We start from the raw sequence: 17,718 nt of genomic DNA, 5'->3' as shown, positions 1-17,718 counted from the left end.
CCTATCGCCTGGCGCTCTCCCGCGCGCCGATCGCCTTGTGCAGGTGCACCATCATGGCGGCGGCAAAGAGCGGCGTCAGCAGGTTAAGCAGCGGCACGGCGAGGAAGGCGGCAATCAACAGTCCGCCGAGGAACACCGTGCCGGCATATTTCCGGCGCAGCGCCTTGGCCTCGGCCTCGGGCCGAAAGCGCATGGCGGCGAATTCGAAGAATTCGCGCCCTAGCAGGTAGCCGTTGACGATGAAGAAGGCGGCGATGTTGACGCCTGGCACCAGCAGAAGGAGCAAGGCAATGATGTTGCCCAGGACGACGACGCCGAAGAATTTTATCGCCAGCGCCAGCGACTGCAGCGCCGGCACAGGTCGGCCGGGTGGGTCGGCGGGATAATCGGTGCGCTCGACCACTTCGGCGATGTCGTCGAGAAACAGGCCGGCAACGATTGCCGTCACCGGCGCGATCAGCAGCGCCATGCCGAAGGCGAGCACGATGGCCGCGACGATGCCGCCCAGCCAACTGGCCCAGGACGGCAGGCTGGGCAACAGGGCCTGAAGCCACGGCAAGGCCAGCCAGTCGACAAGACTTGTCAGCGCAAGCCACAAAGCCACGAGCACCAGTACGGTCAATCCGAGCGTTTTGAGGAAAACCGCGCGGAATTCGGGAGAGAACAAACGGCTCAGGGCGGCGCGCGCAGCGTCGAATATCACGGGCGACTCCAGCCTCGGGTCGAAACGGACACCTCCGAGATAGGCTGAGACTGCACGGGCCGCAAGGCAGCTAGCGCGCCAGCACTCGCGAGCGGGCGGGAATGGTCATTGCCGCGACACCGATGACGACGAAACCCATCCCCCAAAATACCGTCGGCCCCAGGCTTTCGCCGAGGAACAGGGCACCGATGCCGACGCCGATCGGCACGCGCAGATAGGCCTGTGACGTGGTGCCGACCGAACCCAGCGTGTGGATGAGGCGGAAAAAGATGCAGAAGGCCAGCGCCGTCGAAAACACAGACAGCGCCAGCAAGGCCAGGATCGAGGCCGTCGACGGCGCCAGCGTCCACGGCTGGTCGACCAATAGGCTCAAGGGGACAAGGATGGCCGCGCCGCAGATCATCGAGCCGGCGGCCGGCAGCATCGGATCGAGACCTCTGAAGTTGCGCCCGAAAATGGCGGCCCCCGCATAGCTGACCGTAGCCGCGACGACGGCAAGCTGCGCCCACAATTGATGGCCGAGACCGCCAAGCGCCTGGGTGCCGACGATCAGGCAAATGCCGGCTATGCCTGCGCCGACACCGAACAGCTTGCGTGCGGTCACCTGCTCGTGGCGGGTGATGAGCGCGGTCAGCAGGAAGGTGAAGATCGGCGATGTCGCGTTAAGGATGGTGGCCAGGCCGGCATCGATGGAGCGCTCGGCGGCGGCGATCAGCGTGAACGGCACGACGCTGTTGAGGCAGGCCTGGACCATGAACCGCCACCAGGTCGCGCTGTCCTTCGGCATGGAGAGGCCGCGCCAGCGGATCAGCGCGAGCAGGATGCCGCCAGCGATAAGGGTCCGGGCGGCGATGAAGGTTAGTGGCGGGATCGTCTCGACGCCGATCTTGATGAAGGTATAGGACGCGCCCCACAGTGCGGCCAGCAGGCCAAGCAGCGCCAGTTCGGTGGTCATGTCGATTTTTGTGGCCATGGCGGGTGCTTCCAGGACTTGATTTGAGGCCATGCTTGTAGGCGACGTGACGGTGAAATGCTTCGGCCACGGTCGAACTGTGATGGTGCCTCGCCCCGCGCACGCCCGCGTCGCGCCGCCTCCCGCCACACCGGCAAAAAGCGGAAATCGTTTGCCATTTTTCCGGGTGATGCTGTAGACCCGCCCGGGCGCGGCAGGAAGCCGGCTCGGTTCCCTAGAGCCGGATGGTTTCAGGTCTGGTCGACCTGAAATCTGAATCCGGCTCTAAATCTAAGAAATAAAGCATGATGTTCGCCCGAAAACCGCTTCACACTTTTCGGCATCATGCTTTGGGCGGAGACATTGATGCCGGATTATGACGTGCTTTGCATCGGCAATGCCATTGTCGACATCATCGCCCAGTGCGACGACGCTTTTCTCGAGACCAACGGCATCATCAAGGGTGCGATGAACCTCATCGACACCAGGCGCGCCGAGCTGCTCTACAGCCGCATGGGCCCGGCGATCGAGGCCTCGGGCGGCAGCGCCGGCAACACGGCGGCGGGCATCGCCAGCTTCGGCGGCCGCGCCGCCTTCTTCGGCAAGGTGTCGAACGATCCGCTTGGCGAAATCTATGCCCATGACATCCATGCCCAGGGCGTCGCTTTCGACACCAGGCCGCTCCAGGGACAGCCGCCGACGGCGCGCTCGATGATCTTCGTCACCCCCGACGGCGAGCGTTCGATGAACACCTATCTCGGCGCCTGCGTCGAGCTCGGCCCGGAGGACGTCGAGGCCGACAAGGCATCCGGCGCCAAGGTCACCTATTTCGAGGGCTATCTGTGGGATCCGCCGCGCGCCAAGGAGGCGATCCGGCAGACCGCGAAGCTTGCACACGAAGCCGGACGCGAAGTGTCGATGACGCTGTCGGATTCGTTCTGCGTCGACCGCTACCGAGACGAGTTCCTCGAGCTGATGCGTTCGGGCACCGTCGACATCGTCTTTGCCAACAGCCACGAGATCAAGTCGCTCTACCAGACCAAATCCTTCGACGAGGCGCTGGAGGCGATCCGCAAGGATTGCAGAATAGCCGCGGTCACCCGCTCCGAAAAAGGTTCGGTCATCGTTCGCGGCGACGAGACCGTCACCATCCAGGCGACGAATATCCGCGAACTGGTCGACACGACCGGCGCCGGCGACCTCTATGCAGCCGGCTTCCTCTATGGCTATACGGCCGGCCGCAGCCTGAAGGATTGCGGCGACCTCGGCTCGCTCGCCGCCGGACTGGTGATCCAGCAGCTCGGGCCACGGCCGCGGCAGAACCTGCGCAGCGCGGCCCAACTGGCCGGGCTGCTGTAGTCCCGCTGCGTCACCTCGCAAGGGGCGTCAAACGACGTCTCTGTCGTGCGCTTGTCACAGAGCAGACCTACACGCACAGTGAGGCGTCTCGCGGCTGACATTCGGGACGCCCCGCAGACAGTTGGGGTGTCAAATGCAAGACAGCAACCGTTCGGGTCGCTGCGGCTGTCGCCGCCGCGCTTTGTGCTCTCTGCTCTAGCCGTTCAACAACCGGCCGCAAGCTGGGAGGAGCGCGTGGCCAGCAAGACAGATGCATGACCCAATTTTACAATCCGACGGACGGGATCTCACAGGAAGCCCTGGCAGGGCTGGTCGCCGAGGCGGTCCAGCAGGCGCTGGTCCAGCACGGCATGGCCCTGGACCCACAGGCGCTGGCTTCAGCCGGCGCCATTGCCGGCAGCGCCGCGGCCGCGCTGACTTTCCTTTCGCAGCCGCAGCGACTGGCCATCGATACCGTCAGAGGCGAATGGACCGCGCTCGCCACCGAATTGGTCCAGTCGATGGCGGACAAGGCCGCGCGCCGGGGCAAGGCGCCCAACAACGCGGCAACTGCTGGCGCTGACAAAACGACGTCGGCATCCGCTCCAGACAAGGCTACATCTTCCCTACCCGGAGAGCGGTCGCTGCAGTCGATGCTGATCGAAGACTGGGCGGGCGAGGTCGCAGGGTCGACCTATCTGGAAGAGAACTTCCGTATCCCACGCTCGACGCTGCATCGCTGGCAGCGGCGTAGCGAGGTCATTGCGCTGCGCAAGGGCGGCCGCAAGCATGTCTTTCCGCTGGCCCAGTTCGTCGATGGCAGGCCGGCTGCAGGAATCAGCGAGGTGCTGTCGGCGATCGCCAATCCGAGGCTTGCCTGGTTCTGGCTGAACCGCGCCGCACCGGAACTTGGCGGCCGCGTGCCGATCGAAATGCTCAAGCAGGACATGGTGCAGGACGTCGTGTCGGCCGCGCGCGATTTTTCGCCGCCCTGATTTACCGCCTCGATCCGGAACGACTGGCTGATCACGCCTCGCGTTATTAAGCCAGTTAAATGCATTTCACAAAACAGTCATAATCGAATTTTAAGGGCATATCTCGCCATACATTCCCAAATACCTCCGTCTCTTATGTACCGAATGTGCCAGTTGTGCCACTTTATCAAATATATGACGTGATAATTGCGCAACAATACTTTTTGAAGAGTCAGAAAGCCGCTTTTGGGACACAATCTCTGTTGATCGCCGCCGCTGCATAGGCCATGTCGAAGGCGAGAGCACGGCGCGATGCGCGGCTCTCGGTATGGGGTGAAGCGGCAGGCCCAAGCGCCGTGTCCGACCTGAATTTGAACCTTTGACTGGAGATTCAAGAAAATGAACATCAAGAGCCTTCTTCTCGGCTCCGCCGCAGCGCTGATCGCGGTTTCGGGGGCACGCGCCGCCGACGCGGTCGTCGTCGCCGAGCCGGAACCGGCCGAATACGTCAAGATCTGCGACGTCTACGGCGCCGGCTACTTCTACATCCCCGGTACCGAAACCTGCCTGCGCATCGGCGGCTATGTCCGTTATGACATCGGCGGCGGCGACGTCGGCTCGTTCGACGGTGCGACCAGCGACGACGTTGAGGATGGCAACAGCAACGACACCTGGCGCAAGAACGCTCGCTTCACGCTGAGGACCTGGACCGGCCAGGAAACCGAACTCGGCACCTTGAAGACCTTCACGGAGACCCGCTTTAACTTCGGCAACCGTCAGGCTGATGTTGGCGCGGATGGCGAACCTCAAGGCGACATCAATGCGGCTGGCAATGCCGCCACCGTCTCGCTGCGCTACGCCTATATCCAGCTCGGTGGCCTGCGCGTCGGTAAGGACGACACGGCCTTCGATACGTTCACCAACTACGCTGGCGCCGTCATCCAGGATACGCTGGTCCCCTACGGCGGGCAGGAAAGCAACGTCGTCCAGTATTACTTTGACGTGGGCAATGGGTTCTCCGGAGTGATTTCGCTCGAAGAAGGCGCGGGCGCCGGCTCGGCTGGTGTGAGCGGTGTAGGCACTATCGACAGCTACGTTCCGCATGTCGTCGGCGGCTTGAAGTACAAGGGCGACTGGGGTTCGGTGTCGGGCGTCGTCGCCTATGACAGCAACTACGAGGAAGTGGCCGGCAAGGTTCGTTTGGACGTCAATGTCAGCAAGGAGTTCACGCTCTTTGTCATGGGTGGCTACGGCACCGACGACAACCTGACTGACACGACCTACGCATTCCCGGCCAGCGGTCGCGGCTTCTACAAGCAGTGGGGCGGCAACTGGGCAATCTGGGGCGGCGGCACCTACAAGTTCAACGAAAAGACCGCGTTCAACGCCCAGGTGTCTTATGACGACTGGAAGAACCTCGGCATCGCTGCCAACGTTGCCTATACCGTTGTGCCCGGCTTTACGGTCACGGCTGAAGTCGATTACCTTAATGCCGGCAAGTTCGGCGACGCCGACTTCAACAACTGGACCAAGGCCACCAAGAAGAGCAACGTCGGCGGCATTCTTCGCTTCCAGCGCTCGTTCTGATCGAGCCTGATATCCTAAACGAGAGGCCTGCGGCATTGCCGCGGGCCTTTTTCATTTCAGCGCCACCTTCATGAATCCCTGGCTCGCCCACCACTTGCCGCGGTTCCGCGCGAAGCATCAGCAATCCCCTTGTTCGGGTGCTCTAAGCGGTCTTGCGAGCTCCCGCCCCCGACGGCGAGGACGCCATTTCTTCGGCCATGACCAGCCGGTTGCGCCCGCTCTTTTTGCCGACATACATCAGCCGGTCGGCCAACGCGACCAAGGCGTCGCAATCGCCGGCTTCCGCCGGATACATGGCGACGCCTACAGTGCAGCCGACCTGGATGTCGCCGTTCGGCGCCGGCACCTTGATGCGCAGCCTCTCGAGGATGCGCTCGGCGACGCGCTCGGCCTTTTGCCTGGCCCGGTCCGCCTGGCCCGAAAACAGGAAGGCGAATTCATCGCCACCGAGCCGTGCCACGAAATCATCGCTCCGCAGGATGGTGCGAAGGTGGTTCGAAACACGCTGCAGTAGCGCGTCGCCGGCCTCATGGCCGAGCGTGTCGTTGACTTCCTTGAAGCGGTCGAGGTCGATGAACAGAAGACCGGCCGCCTCGCCGGTGGCACCGCAGCGGGCCACCACCGACCTCAACTCATTGTGGAAGGCGCGCCGGTTGGGCAGATCGGTCAGCGCGTCGTGGTTGGCCGAATGGTCGCTCTGCTGCTTGGCGAGCTCGATCTCGCGCTTTTGCACCGAGAGCTCCTCATTGGCGGCCTTGAGCTCCAGCAAAAGCTCGGCATTGAGGTCCTCAACCACCTTGCGGTCGCTGATGTCGACGACGAAACCTTCGAGGAATTCGAGTTCGCCGGCGTCGTCCCAGACACCGCCGCCGATCTCGCGCACCCAAAGGGGTTCGCCGGCCTCAGGCACGATGCGATAGTCGACATTCCAGTTGCAACGAGCCTCCAGCGCAGCGTCGACGGCGGCGTAGACGCCGGCAAGGTCATCCGGGTGGATGGCCGAGACATAATCGCGCACCGCATTGTGAATGAAATCGCTCGGCCGATAGCCGCTGACGGTGAAGATGCCGTCGCTGATATAGAGCATGGTGTAGGACTGGTCGTTGCGGCAGCGGTAGAGATAGCCGTCCATGCGGCCGGTGATGCTGAGCAGCGCGTCCAGGCGCTCGTCGTGGTAGACCCCCTGGCCGACCATGGATGCAGAAACCCCGTCATACTTCATGGCCGCACCCCCGTTTGGCGGTCTGAACGCACCGAAGATGCCGTAACGGCAAGTCGGCAAGAGGTTCCCTATATCAGCTGAATCTTATCAATATGTTATGCCAAGAGCCGGTGCGCTCCTGAGCTTGCGCCCCCGCTGCCATCACCGGCTTTTGCGTGTCTCTCAAGTCCCCGCCGTATAGGCCGCGATCGCCGCCATGTTCACGATGTCCGAGTCCTTCGCGTTCAGCGACACGATCTGCACCGGCTTGTTCAGCCCTACCAGCAGCGGGCCGATCACCGTCGAGCCGCCCAGTTCCTGCAGCATCTTGGTCGAGATCGAGGCCGAGTGGAACGCCGGCATGATCAGCACATTTGCCGGGCCTGTCAGCCTGATGAACGGATATTGCGCCATGGCGCGCGCATTCAGGGCCACATCGGCGGCCATCTCGCCATCGTACTCGAAATCAACACGCCGCTTGTCGAGGATGCGTACCGCTTCCTGCACCCGCTCGGAGCGCTCGCCCTGCGGATGGCCGAAGGTGGAGTAGGCGAGCATGGCGAGCCGCGGCTCGTAACCCATGCGGCGGGCAAAGCCTGCGGCTTCCTCGGCGATGTCGGCGATCTGCTCTGCATTGGGCATGTCGTGCACGGCGGTGTCGGCGACGAGCACGGTCCTGCCGCGCGCGAGCACGATCGACACGCCGATGACGCGGTGGCCGGGCTTGGCGTCGATGATGCGCCTGATATCGTCGAGCGCGGTGGAATAGTTGCGGGTGACCCCGGTGACGATGCCGTCGGCGTCGCCCAGCGCCACCATGCAGGCCGCGAAATGGTTGCGGTCGTTGTTGATCAGCCGCTGGCAGTCACGGAACAGGAAGCCTTTGCGCTGCAGGCGCTCATAGAGATAGTCGGTGTAGATGCCGTTGCGGCGCGACAGCCTGGCATTGATGATCTCGATGCCCTGCTTGTTCAAGTCGATACCGGCGTGCCTGGCGTTCTCCTTGATGATGTCGTCGCGGCCGAGCAGGATGGCGGTGCCGAGCTTCTGGTTCACATAGGAGACAGCGGCGCGCATCACCTGCTCCTCCTCGCCCTCGGCAAAGACGATGCGCTTGGGCTGGCGGCGGACGCGGTCGTAGATGCGCTGCAAGGTCGAAGCGATCGGGTCACGGCGGGCGGACAGCTCCTGCGCATAGCGGTCGAGATCGAGGATCGGCTTGCGGGCGACGCCCGACTCCATCGCGGCCTTGGCCACGGCGAGCGGGATGGCCGAGATCAGGCGCGGGTCGAACGGCACCGGGATGATGTAGTTGGGGCCGAATTTCGGTCGGTTGCCCTGATAGGCGGCGGCGACATCGTCGGGCACGTCCTTGCGCGCCAGTTCGGCCAGCGCACGCGCGGCAGCGATCTTCATGTCGTCATTGATGGTGGTGGCCCTGACATCCAGCGCACCGCGGAAGATGTAGGGGAAGCCGAGCACATTGTTGACCTGGTTCGGATAGTCGGAACGCCCGGTGGCCATGATGGCGTCGGTGCGGATCTCGGCCACTTCCTCTGGCGTGATCTCCGGGTCGGGATTGGCCATGGCGAAGATGATCGGGTTCTTGGCCATCGACTGCACCATCTTGGTGGTCAGCGCGCCCTTGGCCGACAGGCCGAGGAAGACATCGGCGCCGTCCAGCGCCTCGGCAAGGCTGCGCGTGTCGGTCTTGACCGCATGCGCCGACTTCCACTGGTTCATGCCCTCGGTGCGGCCCTGGAAGACCACGCCCTTGGTGTCGCACAGGATGATGTTTTCCGGCGCAAACCCCATCGCCTTCATCAGCTCGATGCAGGCGATGCCGGCGGCACCGGCGCCGTTGCAGACCATCTTCGTGGTCTTCATGTCGCGGCCGGTGATCTCCAGCGCGTTGAGCAGCCCGGCGGCGGAGATGATGGCGGTACCATGCTGGTCGTCATGGAAGACCGGGATATCCATCAATTCGCGCAGGCGCTGCTCGATGATGAAGCACTCCGGCGCCTTGATGTCTTCCAGATTGATGCCGCCGAATGACGGCCCGAGGAAGCGCACGCAATTGACGAACTCGTCGGCATCCTCGGTGTCGACTTCGAGATCGATGGAATCGACATCGGCGAAGCGCTTGAACAGCACCGCCTTGCCTTCCATCACTGGCTTGGACGCGAGCGCACCGAGATTGCCGAGGCCGAGAATCGCGGTGCCGTTGGAAATGACGGCGACCATGTTTCCGCGCGTCGTATAGTCGAAGGCGCGGCTGGGGTCCTCGGCGATGGCCAGAACGGGAACCGCGACGCCCGGCGAATAGGCGAGGCTCAAATCGCGCTGCGTCGCCATCGGCTTGGTGGCGACGACCTCCAGCTTGCCGGGACGGCCCATGGCGTGGAATTCCAGCGCCTCCTGGGCGCTGACGGACGGGCCGCTGTTTTCGGTTTTCTTGGCCATGATGCTCTTGATTTCCTCGCCGGTGCCGCACCCTTGAGACGGGCGCTCCTTATCTCAGCAAGGACTAAGGCCACAGACGGCGGCTGTAAACCGCCAAGCGCGGCAAAGCTGGCTCAGCGCGGACGAGGCTCTCCATGAGAGATGTCACGTCGAGACGTGCTCTATGATCTCACGCGCATGCTGGCGCACGCTTGCCCATCGGCGCAGCGTCCTGGTCCCGGGAAAGGGCCATTGCAAAAGCGGCGGCTCCTTGCTTCCCATCCGCTCCTGCAGCGCCGACAGGAACTCCATGAGTTCCCGCCTCTGCGGCCATACCTTGGCCATGGTGCGGCTGCGGATTTCCTCGCGCGGAATGGCGCGGTCGCGCAGCGTTTCGACCGCGCGGCGGATCGCTGCCGGCTCCGGCTCGGCGACGATGCAATAGTCCGGGTCGAAAAAGACATCGCGGCCGCCGAGGCTTGGTGTGCTCACCACAGGCAAGCCGGCCATCATATATTCCATGCTTGAGCACATCGCGCCCTCGGCGGCTGACAGACACAGGCCGACAGCGGCCTGGTTGTAGGCACGATTGACCTCCTGCGGCGCCAGCCGGTCGGTCAGCCCGTTGACGATCGGATTGGCGATACGATGCAATGGCGATTGCGCCTGCAGCCGCCGGATGAAGGCACGGTCGCCCGCCGGCGGCAATTCGCCGATCGACACGGTGATGTGGAGCAGCCTTTCGATGTCGAAGGAAAGATGATGTCGCTTGGTGTGCGAGATGCGGCCATTGTAGACGGCGTCGAATGCGACCGGGACATCCGGCAATGGCCGAAAAATGTGCTCGGAGACCATCAGATTGTGGTTGGAGAAGATTGCGTTGCCGCCAACCGCGCTGACCAGGCGCCGCTCCTCCTCGGTGTTGCAAAGGAAGATCAGCTCGTGCAGCGGAAAGCGTTCGCGATACCATGCCAGATCCCTGCCTAGTTTCACCACGGTGTGTGGCCGCTCGAGCGTCCAGCTTGGCATCATGAGAAAGGCAGCACGCCGCGAAGCCAGGCGCCGGCCAATGGCCACGATGGAGGCCAGCGGCCGCGAACCGCCGATCGGCGTGTAGATCACCAGCGGGTCATGGCTGAGCATGTGGACCGCAACCTGCCGGCCGCCATCGAGACCGGAGAGCGGGCCGTCGACCGGCAGCAGGAAGGGAAGCCGCTTGCGCGTCGCATCACGCAGCCTGCCCACGGTGCGATTGCCGAGCAATGCCGTCTTGATCCGCAGGCGCTCGTAGGGCGAAGCGGTCGAGGCTACCATCTCCTCGGGGGTCTCGTGCCCGTCCTTGTCCATAAGCCCTCCGTCACTGCGACCAGTATTGCGGATCGTGACGTCAGGCAATCCGACGCCAGGTGGCGGCATGAAAGCGCTTTCCCCTGCTTTTCGAGTGCCCGGCATTAAACCGCACCGCTACATCTGCTAGCGTCCCCGCATGAATATGCACATGCCAACCGACCCCGATGCCAACGAGACGACCACACCGGCACCAGCCAGTGCCGGCGTGACGCCGATGATGGAGCAGTTCATCGAGATCAAGGCGGCGAACCCGGATTCGCTGCTGTTCTACCGCATGGGCGATTTCTACGAACTGTTCTTCGACGACGCGGAGAAGGCGAGCCGGGCTCTGGGCATCGTCTTGACCAAGCGCGGCAAGCATCAAGGCCACGACATTCCGATGTGCGGCGTGCCGGTGCACGCGGCCGACGACTATCTGCAGAAGCTGATTGGCCAAGGTTTTCGCGTTGCCGTCTGCGAACAGATCGAGGATCCGGCGGAAGCAAAGAAGCGCGGCGGCAAATCAGTGGTGCGCCGCGACGTGGTGCGGCTGGTGACGCCGGGCACCATCACCGAGGACAAATTGCTGGCGCCGTCGGAATCGAGCTTCCTGACGGCGCTGGGAAGGGTGAAGGGCGGCAGCAGCGATCACGCCTTTGCGTTGGCCTGGATCGAGATCTCGACCGGCGTTTTCCGCGTTGCCGAAACCACGGCCGACCGCCTGCTGGCGGACGTCTTCCGCGTCGATCCGCGCGAGCTGATCGTCGCCGAGCCGGTGTTTTATGATCCCGAGCTGAAGCCGGTGTTCGACGTCATCGGCCGCGTCGCCAGTCCGCAGCCGCCATCGCTGTTCGATTCGGCCTCGGCCGCGGGCCGCATCGCGCGCTTCTTCGAGGTGGCGACGCCGGACAGTTTCGGCGCCTTCTCGCGCGCCGAACTGTCGGCGATCTCGGGCGTGATCGCCTATGTCGAAAAGACGCAGAAGGCCGAGCGGCCGCCGCTGTCGCGCCCCGAACGCGAGGAGCAGGGATCGACACTGTTCATCGATCCGGCGACACGCGGCAATCTGGAACTGTTGCGCACGTTGTCCGGCAGCCGCGACGGCTCGCTGTTCAAGGCGATCGACCGCACGGTGACCGGCGGTGGCGCAAGGCTGCTTGCCGACCGGCTGATGGCGCCGCTGACCGATCCGGCGGCGATCGGCGCCAGGCTCGATTCGGTGTCGTTCTTCCGCGCCGACACTCAGGTTTGCCAGGCGGTGCGGTCCAGCCTGAAGAGCGTCGCGGATATGCCGCGTGCGCTGTCGCGGCTGGCGCTCAACCGCGGCGGTCCGCGCGACCTCGGCGCGTTGCGCGCCGGTTTCGAGGCGGCCGGTGCGATTGCCGAAATCTTTGCAACCACCATGTTGCCGCATGAGTTGGCGGAAGCACTTGCCGCCATCCGGGCGCTGCCCGCGGCACTTGCCCAGCATCTGACGCAAGCACTCGGCGATGAGCTGCCGTTGCTCCGGCGCGACGGCGGCTTCGTGCGCGGCGGCTACCACCCCGAGCTCGACGAGATGCGGGCCTTGCGCGATGAGTCTCGCAAGGTCATAGCCGGGCTGGAGCGCTCGCTGATTGAGGAGACGGGCATCCGCTCGCTGAAAATCCGGCATAACAATGTGCTGGGTTATTACATCGAAGTGACCGCCAACCACCATTCCATCATGACCGGCAGCGACGGCGCCAAGGCGCGCTTCATCCATCGCCAGACCATGGCCAACGCCATGCGCTTCACCACGACCGAGCTTGCAGAACTCGAGACCAAGATCGCCAATGCCGCCGACCGGGCGCTCAGCATCGAGCTTGCCGCTTTCGACACGCTGACGACTGAGGCCGTCGGCGAGGCGCAGAAGATCCGCGCGGGCGCCGATGCGCTGGCCGTGCTCGACGTGTCGGCGGCGCTTGCGCTTTTGTCGGAGAGCGAAGCCTGGTGCCGGCCCCTGGTCGACTCCAGCCTTGCCTTCGACATTTCAGGCGGACGGCATCCGGTGGTGGAACAGGCGCTGCGGCGCTCGGGCGACGGTTCGTTCGTCGCCAATGATTGCGATCTGTCGCCGCAAGGCGGCGCCAAGGCCGGCGCCATCTGGCTGCTCACCGGCCCCAATATGGGCGGCAAGTCGACGTTCCTTCGGCAAAATGCGCTGATCGCTATCCTGGCCCAGACCGGCTCCTTCGTGCCGGCAACGTCGGCCCATATCGGCGTCGTCGACCGGCTTTTTTCGCGCGTCGGTGCCTCGGACGATCTGGCGCGCGGCCGCTCGACCTTCATGGTCGAGATGGTCGAGACGGCGGCGATCCTCAACCAGGCCGGCGAGCGAGCATTGGTGATCCTGGACGAGATCGGCCGCGGCACCGCAACGTTCGACGGCCTGTCGATTGCCTGGGCGGCCGTCGAGTACCTGCATGAGAAGAACCGCTGCCGCGCGATCTTCGCCACCCATTTCCATGAAATGACGGCGCTCTCCGGCAAGCTGCCGCGCCTCTCCAATGTCACCATGCGGGTCAAGGAATGGGAAGGCGACGTCGTCTTCCTGCACGAGGTCGGCAAGGGGGCCGCCGACCGTTCCTATGGCGTCCAGGTGGCCCGTCTTGCCGGCTTGCCGGAAGCGGTTGTCGGCCGTGCGAAAGAGGTGCTGCATCAGCTCGAGGAGGGCGAAGTCTCAGGCAAGGCCAACCGGCTGGTCGACGATCTGCCGCTGTTTTCGGTGGCGGTGAAGCGAGAGGCGCCAAAGCCCGCGAAGAGCGACGCATTGGGCACCGCACTCGGCCAGCTCAACCCGGATGAGATGACGCCGCGCGAAGCGCTGGAAGCGCTCTATCGGCTGAAGGGGCTGGCGGGCCGGTAATCAAAACAGTCGGAAGATCGGCGTCACCAGCCTTGCCGACTGGAGCCAGCCGAGCGATTCGACCGCCAGTATCGCCACCAGGAAGTAAGAGCTGTCGATGGCGGTCCGCCTCAGCGCCACCGAGTCGAACGTGACGGGAGACGGGCCCAAGACGTCGTCGTAATCGCGCCGCAGACGGGGAAAGAAGGCCGGTACGCTTCGACAATACCGCCAATAGGCCTCGCCAAAGATCGCGTCCAGCGCGACTGCTTCGCGCGTCCCGACATAGGAAAAGACCAGATAGGTGAAGGCAAAGAGAAACGCGGAAAGGATCAGCGACCCGAATGCCAGCCCGACGCCAGCCAATCCAAGGGCCGAGAAGAAATAGAGTGGGTTGCGTGTATAGGCATAGGGGCCGCTTGTGACGAGTTCACGGTTCTTGCGTCCGCCAACATACAGCGATGCCCAGCAGCGGCCGCCGATACAGATGAGGATCAGCACGGTACCCGCAAATTCCAGCATTTCGCGAAAGGTGCTGCCTTGCGGCCACCCACTCTCCGCAAGCAGGGCCGGCGCCAGGACGACGGGCGCAACCAGCCAAAGGAAACGCATCCTTCTGCCCTGTTGAAAAACCGTCGTGGAAAGCGGCATCGGAGACTTTTTCTGCATTTGCGTCACCGCCTCAGTCATTGCGCACCGGGGCCCCCTTGTCGGTCCAGGCCGGCGGCAATCCCATCCGATCGCCGAGGAAGCCGGCCAGTCCGGGCGATTTGCCGAATGCCTTGCAGGCCGGGTATTTAGGCCCGCCGCCGAACATGGCGCGCAGCTCCGCCCTGGTCGGGAGCGACGGCAGCTTGGCGAAGGGCGTCTTGCCGGTGACCAGGAGCTTGCTGAAATCGTGGCCGAACTTCGCCGCCAGGTCGTAGGCGTCGCCCTCTCGGGCGACCCGGCCGGAATCCAGCAGGGCGTTCGCGCCACGTCCCCAGATCATGGCCGCCACCTGCTCGCCGTTGTCTCCAATCGCTTCGGCTGCAAGCGACAGGCTGCCCAATCCGATCGGCAGGCGCGGAACCGGAATGTGCATCTCGGGCAGCGCGACGGAAACCGCCGTGGACGCCACTTTCGAAACGCCTACCGCCAGCGCATTCGTCGGCGTCACATGCGTTACCATCGCGTGGACCGTCAGGTCGGCCGGCTCGGTCAGGGCGACCACTTGAAAGCGCTGGCTCAGGCCGGAGCAAAGGGTCCTGTCGACGGCGTTCGTGATCAGGCCGCGCTGCGCCGGTGTCAATGTCGATTTTCCGGCAGCGGGCTGCGAAAAGCCCGTCGGAATGATCCGAACGGTTTTTGCCGCAAGCACGTCGTCCTTGCTCACCCGCATTAGCGAGCGGGCCAACAAACCGTCCGACGGCTTCAACTCGTCATAGGATTGCAGCGAGCCTACCTGATCCAGGGGCGCGGACGCGCAACCGACTGCGAGCATGCTCAGGACCAGCACAAACGGCCATATTAGGTGGTGGTCCGCGCGTCGCGCGCGTGGACCGAACCGACCACGACTGATGTGAGCCTCGCGACGGGAACGCAAGCGAGCTGCCATGGATGCCTCTGTCTGGATGGCCCGGTGGGGCGGGGCGTGTCGGAAATCGCTAATAATTGCACTCAGTGCAATAATTTGATGGCGTCATTATGGCAGGCGTGATGACGGGACTTGAATCTGCACCAAATTTCATGTCGCATTTGAGAAATGGTCATGGCAGGAGCGCTCCATGAACGACGCGCCAAAACCAGAAGGCCTGCGCGAGCGGAAGCGGCGAGAAACATCCCGCCGCATCGCCGAAGCCGGCCTGAACGCCTTCCTGGCCAGTGGCTACGACGCGACCACGCTTGACGAGATAGCTGCAGCCGCCGGCATCTCGCGCCGGACGTTCTTCCACTATTTCAAGAGCAAGGACGAGGTTCTGTTCGCGTCTTTGAGCCACTACGCAAGCGTGGTCAAAGCGTCGGTCCTTGCCGAGCCACCAACCGGAACGGCAATCGACATCGCCCGCGACGCATTGCTCAATCTTGTCGGCAGCTTCCAGGGTGCAGAAATGATGGCGACGGCCAAGGTCATGCGGGAAAGCAGGACGCTGCGCTCGCGCAGGCACACGGGCTACCTGCAGTTCGAGCAAGCCATTTTCGATGGCTTATGCGAGTTGCGGCCGGACCAGGCACGCAACAGTCTGCGACTGGTCTCCCTGGTAGCAGTCGCCGCGTTTCGCCTGGCCGTCGAAACTTTTCAGCAGCAAAACGCCAGGCATCCGCTGGCCGGATATGTCCGGGACGCCTTTGAAAAGCTGAAAGCCGAGGTTCGATAAGTCCAGCCACCTCGGGCCGTCGCAACGGACAGCTGTATTGACTCACTGTACCAATCGGTACAATGTCGGTCATCGAAGATCGGAGCCGAGAGGAGATTTCATGAGCCGTCCGCCCTTGCCGCCATTCACGGCCGAAACGGCAGCGCAAAAGGCACGCCTGGCCGAGGACGCCTGGAACAGCCGCGACCCCGAGCGTGTTTCGCTCGCCTATACCGAGGACAGCACCTGGCGGAACCGGGCTGAATTCGTCTCCGGCCGCGGCGAGATCGTCGGCTTCTTGAAGCGCAAATGGGCGCGCGAGCTGGACTATCGACTCATCAAGGAGGTGTGGACCTGGAACGACAACCGCATCGCGGTGCGCTTTGCCTATGAATGGCGCGACGACAGCGGCCACTGGTTCCGCTCCTACGGCAACGAGAATTGGGAGTTCGACGCTGCCGGGTTGATGCGCCGGCGTGTCGCCAGCATCAACGACCTGCCGATCACTGAGGCCGAGCGTAAATATCATTGGCCGCTCGGCCGCCGGCCCGACGACCATCCCGGCCTGACCGAACTCGGACTCTAGAGCATGATCCCGAGAAGTGTGTCGGGGTTTTCCGTAAAGATCATGCCCGAGCGGAAAGACTAAGCGCATGCGCAGGATCGCGCCCGATCGCGCCGACCTGCTCTCCATCATCGGCGAGGTTTTCCGCGAGCACGGCTATGAGGGGGCAAGCCTGACGCTGATCGGCGCGGCGACCGGCTTAGGCAAAGGCAGCCTCTACCACTTCTTTCCCGGCGGCAAGGAAGAGATGGCGGCGGCCGTCATCGCCCATATAGACGGCTGGTTCGAGGAAAATGTCTTCGTGCCTCTGCAGGACAAGGCCAACCCGCATGCCGGCATCGAGCGCATGCTGGAGGCAACCGACAGCTATTTCCGCTCGGGGCGTCGGGTGTGCCTGATCGGCGCCTTCGCGCTGGACGAATCCCGCGACCTTTTTGCCAAAGCGATCAGAAGCTATTTCGGCCGCTGGGTGGCGCATCTCACCGAAGCACTGACCCACAGCGGACACAGCCCGGCCAGGGCAGGTGAAATCGCCGAAGAAACGGTCGGCGCCATTCAGGGCGCACTCACGCTGGCGCGCGCCTTCGACGACCCAGCGGTGTTTTCGCGTGCGCTGAAGCGGGCTCGGGCGGCGCTGGCTGATCCAATTCTATAGAGGCTCGAAGCGGAAAGCCGTGTCGGTTCGAAAAACCCGGCCGACGCCAGGTGAATCGAGATGCGCGCCGGCGACGTAGCAGTCATTGTTAGCCGCAAGCGCCAGCAGCCGCAGCCGGCTTGCCCGCGCCTTCTCCTGGTCGGCGTCGAACTCCCAGGCAATCTCGGGATGGTCAAACTGAAGCGACGGCACATGCACGGTATCGCCCCAGATCAACAGCGTTTCGCCGCCGCTGACAAGACGAAAGCAGGTGTGGCCGACTTCATGGCCATGGGCGGCGAGCGTATCAATGTCGGCAGTGAGGCGCTGCCCGGTGTCGAAAGGCTCGGCGCGATCGTGGAAGCGTTCCAGCCTCGCCTTCTCGCGGAACATGTCGAGTTCAAGGCGCGGAACAAGCAAACGAGAAAGTTGCGGGAAGCCGTCGCCGCCATCGGCAAGGACGAGGCCCTGTATATGGTCGAGATGGGTGTGGGTGAAGGCGACCGTACGTATCCGGTGGACGGCGATCTTCGCCTCGCGCAGCGCCTCGGGCAGGTGCCCCATCGTCGGGTGCCAGGCGTCGGAGGCACCGGTATCGACCAGTGTGATTTCGTTTCCGTCGTCGATCGCAAAAGCGTTGACCGACAGCCGGAGCGCACCGTCGATGAGCGGTACCTGCGATGGCAGGTCATCGCCGAATGCAATGTCTCCCGGCTTGCGCAGTCGCCTGACCGGCATGTCGACATAGCCATCGCGCAGCGATGTCACCGTCACCGTTCCGATTCTATAGC

At 63.6% G+C, this 17,718-nt stretch carries 15 protein-coding genes; 7 read left to right on the top strand and 8 right to left on the bottom strand.

The window, feature by feature from the left end; genetic code table 11:
- Position 1: 1 nt before the first annotated feature.
- On the bottom strand, positions 2 to 703 hold the full coding sequence (locus ACWGTI_RS14135; protein ID WP_454587676.1) for a sulfate transporter family protein: 702 nt from the start codon (positions 701 to 703) through the stop codon (positions 2 to 4).
- 70 nt (positions 704 to 773) lie between these two features.
- Positions 774 to 1,676, bottom strand: coding sequence for a DMT family transporter (locus ACWGTI_RS14130; RefSeq protein ID WP_454587675.1), 903 nt, complete (start codon positions 1,674 to 1,676; stop codon positions 774 to 776).
- A gap of 345 nt (positions 1,677 to 2,021) precedes the next feature.
- Between ACWGTI_RS14130 and ACWGTI_RS14125 the strand changes: the two genes are divergently transcribed.
- The 3 genes from ACWGTI_RS14125 (at position 2,022) to ACWGTI_RS14115 (ending at position 5,554) form a co-directional block, all read left to right on the top strand.
- Entirely contained in the window at positions 2,022 to 3,014 is a 993-nt protein-coding gene (locus ACWGTI_RS14125; protein WP_454587674.1) for an adenosine kinase, read from the top strand.
- A 254-nt stretch (positions 3,015 to 3,268) separates the two neighbouring features.
- Positions 3,269 to 3,988 (top strand): antitoxin Xre/MbcA/ParS-like domain-containing protein, encoded by a 720-nt coding sequence (locus tag ACWGTI_RS14120; protein WP_454587673.1) that lies wholly within the window; start codon positions 3,269 to 3,271, stop codon positions 3,986 to 3,988.
- Positions 3,989 to 4,366: 378 nt separating this feature from the next.
- Entirely contained in the window at positions 4,367 to 5,554 is a 1,188-nt protein-coding gene (locus tag ACWGTI_RS14115; RefSeq protein ID WP_454587672.1) for a porin, read from the top strand.
- Positions 5,555 to 5,696: 142 nt separating this feature from the next.
- On the opposite strand, the gene ACWGTI_RS14110 is transcribed toward ACWGTI_RS14115, so the two are convergent.
- The 3 genes from ACWGTI_RS14110 to ACWGTI_RS14100 all read right to left on the bottom strand — a co-directional run bounded on the left by ACWGTI_RS14110 (position 5,697) and on the right by ACWGTI_RS14100 (position 10,544).
- On the bottom strand, positions 5,697 to 6,776 hold the full coding sequence (locus ACWGTI_RS14110; RefSeq protein ID WP_454587671.1) for a diguanylate cyclase domain-containing protein: 1,080 nt from the start codon (positions 6,774 to 6,776) through the stop codon (positions 5,697 to 5,699).
- A 162-nt stretch (positions 6,777 to 6,938) separates the two neighbouring features.
- The gene (locus tag ACWGTI_RS14105; protein ID WP_454587670.1) at positions 6,939 to 9,218 is read right to left on the bottom strand and encodes an NADP-dependent malic enzyme; all 2,280 of its coding nucleotides are present in this window, start codon (positions 9,216 to 9,218) and stop codon (positions 6,939 to 6,941) included.
- Between the two features lie 144 nt (positions 9,219 to 9,362).
- Positions 9,363 to 10,544, bottom strand: coding sequence for a glycosyltransferase (locus tag ACWGTI_RS14100; RefSeq protein ID WP_454587669.1), 1,182 nt, complete (start codon positions 10,542 to 10,544; stop codon positions 9,363 to 9,365).
- 139 nt (positions 10,545 to 10,683) lie between these two features.
- Here ACWGTI_RS14100 and mutS point away from each other — a divergent pair, with 139 nt between their 5' ends.
- Positions 10,684 to 13,413, top strand: a complete 2,730-nt coding sequence (gene mutS / locus ACWGTI_RS14095) for a DNA mismatch repair protein MutS (RefSeq protein ID WP_454587668.1) — start codon at positions 10,684 to 10,686, stop codon at positions 13,411 to 13,413.
- Here the strand turns inward: mutS and ACWGTI_RS14090 are convergent, their stop codons facing one another.
- On the bottom strand, positions 13,414 to 14,082 hold the full coding sequence (locus ACWGTI_RS14090; RefSeq protein ID WP_454587667.1) for a methyltransferase family protein: 669 nt from the start codon (positions 14,080 to 14,082) through the stop codon (positions 13,414 to 13,416). It abuts the gene before it with no gap.
- On the bottom strand, positions 14,075 to 14,890 hold the full coding sequence (locus ACWGTI_RS14085; RefSeq protein ID WP_454587666.1) for a DUF3313 domain-containing protein: 816 nt from the start codon (positions 14,888 to 14,890) through the stop codon (positions 14,075 to 14,077). Before ACWGTI_RS14085 ends, ACWGTI_RS14090 begins: the two co-directional genes overlap by 8 nt.
- A gap of 268 nt (positions 14,891 to 15,158) precedes the next feature.
- Here ACWGTI_RS14085 and ACWGTI_RS14080 point away from each other — a divergent pair, with 268 nt between their 5' ends.
- From ACWGTI_RS14080 to ACWGTI_RS14070, 3 genes are all read left to right on the top strand, one after another.
- Positions 15,159 to 15,749 (top strand): TetR/AcrR family transcriptional regulator, encoded by a 591-nt coding sequence (locus ACWGTI_RS14080; protein WP_454587665.1) that lies wholly within the window; start codon positions 15,159 to 15,161, stop codon positions 15,747 to 15,749.
- Positions 15,750 to 15,849: 100 nt separating this feature from the next.
- Positions 15,850 to 16,314 (top strand): nuclear transport factor 2 family protein, encoded by a 465-nt coding sequence (locus tag ACWGTI_RS14075; RefSeq protein WP_454587664.1) that lies wholly within the window; start codon positions 15,850 to 15,852, stop codon positions 16,312 to 16,314.
- A gap of 67 nt (positions 16,315 to 16,381) precedes the next feature.
- A complete protein-coding gene (locus tag ACWGTI_RS14070; protein ID WP_454587663.1) occupies positions 16,382 to 16,948 on the top strand; it encodes a TetR/AcrR family transcriptional regulator in 567 nt (188 codons plus the stop codon).
- Here the strand turns inward: ACWGTI_RS14070 and ACWGTI_RS14065 are convergent.
- Positions 16,943 to 17,695: an MBL fold metallo-hydrolase gene (locus ACWGTI_RS14065; RefSeq protein ID WP_454587662.1), complete on the bottom strand. Its 753-nt coding sequence runs from the start codon at positions 17,693 to 17,695 to the stop codon at positions 16,943 to 16,945. The two genes, ACWGTI_RS14070 and ACWGTI_RS14065, sit on opposite strands and share 6 nt — an antisense overlap.
- Between the last annotated feature and the right edge of the window lie 23 nt (positions 17,696 to 17,718).

It is taken from the genome of Mesorhizobium sp. ArgA1 (assembly GCF_053714375.1).
The sequence above is the reverse complement of the archived record's forward strand: the minus strand, read 5'-3'. Positions and strand labels throughout refer to the sequence as shown.

Excerpts from the sequence above, each read along its gene's own strand:
- ACWGTI_RS14130 (WP_454587675.1), bottom strand. The coding sequence starts at position 1,676 with ATGGCCACAAAAATCGACATGACCACCGAACTGGCGCTGCTTGGCCTG.
- ACWGTI_RS14125 (WP_454587674.1), top strand. The coding sequence starts at position 2,022 with ATGCCGGATTATGACGTGCTTTGCATCGGCAATGCCATTGTCGACATC.
- ACWGTI_RS14120 (WP_454587673.1), top strand. The coding sequence starts at position 3,269 with ATGACCCAATTTTACAATCCGACGGACGGGATCTCACAGGAAGCCCTG.
- ACWGTI_RS14115 (WP_454587672.1), top strand. The coding sequence starts at position 4,367 with ATGAACATCAAGAGCCTTCTTCTCGGCTCCGCCGCAGCGCTGATCGCG.
- ACWGTI_RS14110 (WP_454587671.1), bottom strand. The coding sequence starts at position 6,776 with ATGAAGTATGACGGGGTTTCTGCATCCATGGTCGGCCAGGGGGTCTAC.
- ACWGTI_RS14105 (WP_454587670.1), bottom strand. The coding sequence starts at position 9,218 with ATGGCCAAGAAAACCGAAAACAGCGGCCCGTCCGTCAGCGCCCAGGAG.
- ACWGTI_RS14100 (WP_454587669.1), bottom strand. The coding sequence starts at position 10,544 with ATGGACAAGGACGGGCACGAGACCCCCGAGGAGATGGTAGCCTCGACC.
- mutS (WP_454587668.1), top strand. The coding sequence starts at position 10,684 with ATGAATATGCACATGCCAACCGACCCCGATGCCAACGAGACGACCACA.
- ACWGTI_RS14090 (WP_454587667.1), bottom strand. The coding sequence starts at position 14,082 with ATGACTGAGGCGGTGACGCAAATGCAGAAAAAGTCTCCGATGCCGCTT.
- ACWGTI_RS14080 (WP_454587665.1), top strand. The coding sequence starts at position 15,159 with ATGAACGACGCGCCAAAACCAGAAGGCCTGCGCGAGCGGAAGCGGCGA.
- ACWGTI_RS14075 (WP_454587664.1), top strand. The coding sequence starts at position 15,850 with ATGAGCCGTCCGCCCTTGCCGCCATTCACGGCCGAAACGGCAGCGCAA.
- ACWGTI_RS14070 (WP_454587663.1), top strand. The coding sequence starts at position 16,382 with ATGCGCAGGATCGCGCCCGATCGCGCCGACCTGCTCTCCATCATCGGC.